Source organism: Steroidobacter sp., assembly GCF_016790065.1.
GTDB lineage: Bacteria > Pseudomonadota > Gammaproteobacteria > Steroidobacterales > Steroidobacteraceae > Steroidobacter.
In genome coordinates this window covers 1-5183 of sequence record NZ_JAEUPY010000802.1, presented here as the reverse complement: position 1 = coordinate 5183, position 5183 = coordinate 1, and the positions used below count along the sequence as shown (strand labels likewise).

Here is a 5183-nt window from a genome sequence, read left to right as displayed (position 1 = left end):
CGCCGCGAACTGCGCCTTCTCCAGCAACTTCAGCACCGCTGACGCATCCACTTCAGGGCATTCCAGCTTGGCGCGTTCGACGATTTCGCGCGCCAGCGTGTTGAGCACCTTGGAGTTGTCCTTGATCCGCTGCCGGAAGGTTTCCTCATTGAGGGTGTCCAGCAGACTGCCGTTCAAGGCCGCGAACCAGGGCAGATTGGCCTGATCGTGCATGACTGGGACATCGTGCTTGCGAGTCACCTTGGACCAGGCTCGCATGAAATCCTGCACAGCGAAGTTCAGCGCTTTACTGTGCGACATCTCGACCGAGAGCGCACCGATGCTGGCCAGATCGGTGAGACGGTTCTGGAAGAACAGCTGACACAAGATGCCCCAGTAATAAGCGTAGTCCCAGACCACCTTGACCGGCATCACCCGCGGATCGCCCATGATGGGATATTGATCGGTGTACAGCGACAGCGTGCTTTCGTAGAACGAGAAATACAGCTGCTGATACACCTTGGCGCGACCGCCGACATGTTCGCCGCCGATGTCGCGTGCGATCAGATCGGCGATGTAGCTGTTGCTGATGCCGATGAAATCGCTGCCGGGCGAATAGAACGGATCCAGAAACACGCCGGCCTCGCCGGTCAATGCCCAGCGATCGCCACCCGAAAACACTTGTTTGCAGCCGTGCGAGAAATTGCGGAGGAAACAAAAGTCCTGGAGTAGATGTTTCTTGCCTTCCAGCTCCTGCGCCAGCCGCGGTTGGAACTTGCGAAACCAATCCATGGACTTGTCGAACGTGTTCATGGTCTCGAGCGGATGAATCTTGGCATCGCACACGATGCCCACCGAGTGCGAACCCGACGCCAGCGGAATCAACCAGGCCCAGTAGCCCTCGCCCATCAAATGATTGGTGGACAACCAACGCAACGGCGGATCGCAGCGGGTGAGCCAGCGCTGATCGGTGGACCACTCATCGATGTCGATCTTGGTGCCGATGCGGAACCACACAGCATTGGCATCGTGTGCATTGTCTTCGGCCAGGCCGAGCTTGCGCTTGATCAAGCCAGCGCGGCCCGACGCGTCCACCACCCAGCGACCCGTGGCCTGCACACTCTGCTTCGCGCCGTCACGCTCCACTTCGTAACGTACCGAGTGCTCGGCGCCGTCTTTGCCGAGTTCGATCTGCCTGACCACGCCGCCGTCCACGACAGTGGCGCCCAGCTCACGCGCGTGCTCGGTCAAGTAGTTCTCGAAGATGCCGCGATCGAGTTGATAGCTCGGTGTGGGCAGGAAGCGGCTGGCGCCCATCTCGGTGACGCCTTCGATGTCTTGGCGCACGCCCGAATAGATGAAATAGCGCAGACCGAATTTGCGCAGCTGCTGATTTTCCAGATGCTCTTTCAGCCCGAGCACCGTATCGAAATAGTGCGCGCCGATTTCGACCGACGATTCGCCGACTTTATGGGCCGCTTCCGGCACCGGATGCTTGCGGCGTTCGATGACCAGCAGATTCAGGGTGGGGAATTTTCGCCGCAGCTGGATTGCCAGAGTCAGGCCGGCCAATCCGCCGCCCAGGATGATGACGTCGTGCTTGTTATCCACTTCCAATCCGTAAGTAACCGCCGCAGGCAAGAGCGGCGATTAAAGGAAGTGGCCCGGCGCCTTTCAACAGCCGGGCGATTGGATTTCGCTATGGCGAAGCGCTGTTAGATCAGTCCCTGGCGCAGGGCTTCTTCTTTGAGCAATGCGCCCAGGTACAGGTCCTGCAGCGCCAGGCCGGAGCTGTCGAAAATGGTGATGGCGCGCTCGTCGCTGCGGCCGGGTCGAGCGCCGCTCAGCACTTCACCCAAGTTGAGCGCGGTATGGCTGCCGCTGCGAATCGCGTCGGCCGCATGCTGGAATTCGCCGACCCGCAAGGACTGATCGACCCAATCGCAATACAGCTGGGCTTTAGTCAGCAACTCCGGCGGCAACTCCTGCTTGCCTGCCGCGTCGGTGCCCATGCACGACAGGTGCGTGCCCGGCTTGACCCAGCTCGCCTCGAACAGCGGTTTGCGCGAGCCCGTGACGGTCACGACCACGTCGGCCTGCTTCAAGGCTTCTTCCGCCCCGACCACCGACACAGCAACGCCCTGAGCGCGCAGCTTTTCCGCCAGTTCATTGGCTCGCTCAGCAGTGCGGTTGACGATGAACACTTCCTTGATGGGCCGCACGGCCAGGACGGCCAAGGCTTCATAGAACGCTTGATTGCCGGCACCGAAGACGGCCAGTCGCGAAGCATCGGCGCGCGCCAGGTGTTTGACGGCCAGCGCATTCGCCGCCGCCGTGCGAAACGCGTTCGCCTTGGTGGCTTCGATGACCGTGTCGATGCGGCCCACGCTCTGATCGAACAACAAGATGCATGAGCTGTGGCAAGGCAAACCACGCGCGGCGTTGGCTGTCCAATACGAACCGACCTTCAACCCGGCCAATTGCGGGGTGGTGCCGGACTTCACGGAAAAGCGGTTCGACGGATCGGTACCGTGCGCAATCACCACCGGAAACATGATGTTGCCGGGTTGAGACGCGGCAATCAGCGCCAGTTCCGCCGCTCGCATACCGAGCTCGTGATTCGCCAGCTGCGCCGAAATTGCTTCAGGAATGTAGTACATCGCCGACCCGCCCAAATCCAAAAAACGGCCGGCATATTGCCACTGTCGCCCCGAGTAGCGCTATTACTCGTACAGTTCCGGCCGGCGCAGCGACAGGTAGGGCCGCGTGTTGCGAGCTCGCACGGCGTGCGCCAAATCCACATCCACGATCAGCAGATCTGCACTCTGCCCGGACTTGCCTATGACCTTGCCATCGGCATCGACGACGATGGACTCGCCGCAGAACACCACTTCCCCTTCCGCGCCCACTCGATTGCACATCGCGATGTTGACGCAGTTCTGCAGGGCCGCCGTGCGCACCTCACACTCGAACAGATCGAGCGGTTCGCCCATCGTGTTCGCAGTCGGAATCAACACCAGCTCGGCGCCGCGCAACGCGCAGGTTCGAACGCTCTCGGGATAGTGACGATCGAAACACACCACGATGCCGATCTTGCCGAACGGTGTGTCATAGACACGGAAGCCTGTGTCAGACGGCGTGTAGTAGTCCTGCTCATAGAAACAAGGCACCTGGGCGATGTGAACCATCTTGGAGATGCCTTGGATCTCGCCGTCCGCGCCGATCATCAGTGACGCATCGAAGCGCTTGCCGCCCTCTTGCAAGTAAACGTTGGGCGAAGCGGCCAACTTCAAGCGTCGGCAGGCGGCTTGAAACTGTCGGATGATGGGATCGTCGATGTTCATCACGTAGCGCGAGACGTCCTGACCGGCATACTGAGGAAAGAACGGGCTCAGGCACACCTCTGGAAACAAGATGAACTCCGCGCCGCGTTGCGACGCCGACTGCATCAGCTCCAGTGTCTTGGCCAGATTCTGCGCAATGTCGGCGCCCAGTGCGTATTGAGCCAGTGCCAGTCTCATCGTGATCCCTTGTCCGGTCGGTAACCGGCGCTAATGTAATGCGCCGCGGGCCTGGCAGCCACTGACTTACCCGTTTTTTATTTGCCGGACAGGCGCACGTGGTTGGCGTCGACACGCTCCACTTTGATATCGAAGGTTGCACCCAGCGCATCGAGCAATTGATCGACCTGACCCACTCGGAAAATACCGTCGAACTTCAGCTCGCCCAAGGCCGGATCGGCGATCTCGATCTGCAGCGCCGTGTGGCGACCGACTTCGGCCACGACGTCCTTGAGCGGTGTGCGCGAGAAGTCCAGCAGACCTTCGCGCCAAGCCAGCGTCCGTTGCAATTCTCGCTCGCTGTGATCGACGATACTGGTGGCCGCTGCCGGGCTGAGGTCCTGGCTGAGCGAGATTGTTACGCCCTGACCTGCTCGCAACTGCATGGGTTTCGGCGCCTCAGTGACCGCTGGCACTGACGCTGCCGCACCCGACTGCGACGGCGCCGCCGCTTCGTTCAGTTCGACCACACCTTTGGTGACCAACACGTCGAGATCTTCGCCCGACATACGCACCGAAAACTCGGTGCCGACGGCACGCACATATTTCTCCTGCGCGAACACGACGAACGGCGCGGACTCGTCGTGTGCGACGCTGAAGTACGCCTCGCCTTTCAATAGTCGCAAGCGACGCATGTCACGGGTGTAGTTCACTTCGAGCTGGCTGTTGGAACTGAGCTTCACCTCGCTGCCATCGGCGAGTTGCACCGTTCGATAATCTCCCACTGCCGTGGTCAACAACGTCGGTTGTGGGTCTTGCGTGAGCACGCCTGTCGTCAAGATCGCAGCGATGCTCACGACCAGCACTGCGGCTGCAGCCACCCACCGCCACTGTCGGCGCTGGCGTCGCTCCGCGGCTACCAGCGGTCGATATGAATCGATGGCATCGCGCAACGGCTCGGCCATGCCGGCGAGCAAACTCACATCTTCGGACAACTGAGCGATACGCCGAATTTCCGCTGCATGCCTGGGACTGCGACCGACCCATTCGCGAAAGGCACTCAAGTCCTCAGGCGTCAGCGCACCGCTTTCCAGCTGTGCAATCCAAGCGCACGCTTCGCCTGTGATATCGGCGTCGGACTGGGCTCGGTCCATGACACTCATTTGGGCATGCTCCGTCGCTGCTGGCGGGCCGCCTCGATATCGGCCGCCGGCGCCTTCGTTCCCTGCAGATGATCGCTGCACCGCTTGAGTCCCGCCGCTACATGCTTCTCCACGGTGCTGATGGAAATGCCCAGACGCGCGGCGATCTCTTTATGAGATTGACCGAGCACCCGGCACATCACGAACACCTTCTGACATTGCGGCGGTAACGTCGCCACCGCCTGCCAGAACAGAATCATGCGTTGGCGGGCGTCCAGTTGTTCATCGAGCGGCTCGACCGCCGGCAAGCCGGCATCGGCCACTGCATCGTCGATGAATTCGACAATCAATCGCGAGCGGCGCCGTAAATCCTTGTAGACGATGTTCTTGGCGATACCGAACAGGAACGCCCGGGGATCCTCGATCTTCCGGTCCTTCTCGGCCTGCAGCGCGCGCACGATGGTTTCTTGGGTGATGTCTTCGACGTCGTGCCGATTCTGGGCGAAGCGACGCACGAACCGCCGCAGGATGGCTTGCGTTTCGTCAAAGGCCTGCAGGATGG

The 5183-nt window shown here is 60.9% G+C and carries 5 protein-coding genes; all 5 read right to left on the bottom strand.

Annotation, left to right across the window (positions count from 1 at the left end; all coding sequences use genetic code 11):
- Positions 1 to 1590, bottom strand: a 1590-nt coding sequence (locus tag JNL55_RS32570) for an NAD(P)/FAD-dependent oxidoreductase (protein ID WP_415923206.1), incomplete at its 3' end; no start/stop codon positions are given.
- Between the two features lie 104 nt (positions 1591 to 1694).
- Entirely contained in the window at positions 1695 to 2639 is a 945-nt protein-coding gene (locus JNL55_RS32565) for an ornithine cyclodeaminase family protein (RefSeq protein WP_293864552.1), read from the bottom strand.
- A gap of 63 nt (positions 2640 to 2702) precedes the next feature.
- Positions 2703 to 3500 (bottom strand): carbon-nitrogen hydrolase family protein, encoded by a 798-nt coding sequence (locus tag JNL55_RS32560; RefSeq protein ID WP_293864549.1) that lies wholly within the window; start codon positions 3498 to 3500, stop codon positions 2703 to 2705.
- Between the two features lie 77 nt (positions 3501 to 3577).
- Positions 3578 to 4642 (bottom strand): FecR family protein, encoded by a 1065-nt coding sequence (locus JNL55_RS32555; RefSeq protein WP_293864546.1) that lies wholly within the window; start codon positions 4640 to 4642, stop codon positions 3578 to 3580.
- Positions 4639 to 5183 (bottom strand): RNA polymerase sigma factor (locus JNL55_RS32550; protein ID WP_293864543.1); only part of this gene is annotated, 545 nt, incomplete at its 5' end. The genes JNL55_RS32550 and JNL55_RS32555, both read right to left, overlap by 4 nt.

Bases quoted from the DNA above. Each gene is read 5' to 3' on its own strand.
- JNL55_RS32560 (WP_293864549.1), bottom strand. From the start codon at position 3,500: ATGAGACTGGCACTGGCTCAATACGCACTGGGCGCCGACATTGCGCAG.
- JNL55_RS32555 (WP_293864546.1), bottom strand. From the start codon at position 4,642: ATGAGTGTCATGGACCGAGCCCAGTCCGACGCCGATATCACAGGCGAA.
- JNL55_RS32565 (WP_293864552.1), bottom strand. From the start codon at position 2,639: ATGTACTACATTCCTGAAGCAATTTCGGCGCAGCTGGCGAATCACGAG.